The organism is Kitasatospora sp. MBT63 (assembly GCF_000710465.2).
In the GTDB taxonomy this organism is placed as follows: Bacteria; Actinomycetota; Actinomycetes; order Streptomycetales; family Streptomycetaceae; genus Kitasatospora.
This window is the reverse complement of sequence record NZ_JAIZ01000725.1, coordinates 1-263: the sequence shown is the minus strand read 5'-3', so window position 1 is coordinate 263 and position 263 is coordinate 1. Positions and strand designations below refer to the sequence as shown.

Annotated in this window: 1 protein-coding gene; it reads right to left on the bottom strand. The window is 66.9% G+C overall.

Annotation, left to right across the window (positions count from 1 at the left end; genetic code table 11):
* On the bottom strand, nucleotides 1–240 hold a 240-nt coding region (locus AA75_RS37745; RefSeq protein WP_033824952.1), incomplete at its 3' end, for an SRPBCC family protein.
* Nucleotides 241–263 lie beyond the last annotated feature (23 nt).

Below are 263 nucleotides of genomic sequence, written 5' to 3'. Positions count from 1 at the left end.
GACGTCGCCGCCGATGGTGCGCCAGGAGATCCGCTCGTCGGGGAGCTGGTCGATGATCTCGGTGTCGAACTCACGGCGGGCGCCGGCCACCTTGGTCGACCAGTGGCAGTGCCGGTCGTCGGTCTGGCGGACCTCCTCCACGCCGTCCATGAACTGCGGGAAGTCCTCGAACTGCGTCCACTGGTTGTAGACGGCGTGCAGCGGGACGTCCACCTCGATGGATTCCTTCACCCTGGTCACAGCGGTCCCCTTCCGGGTCGACA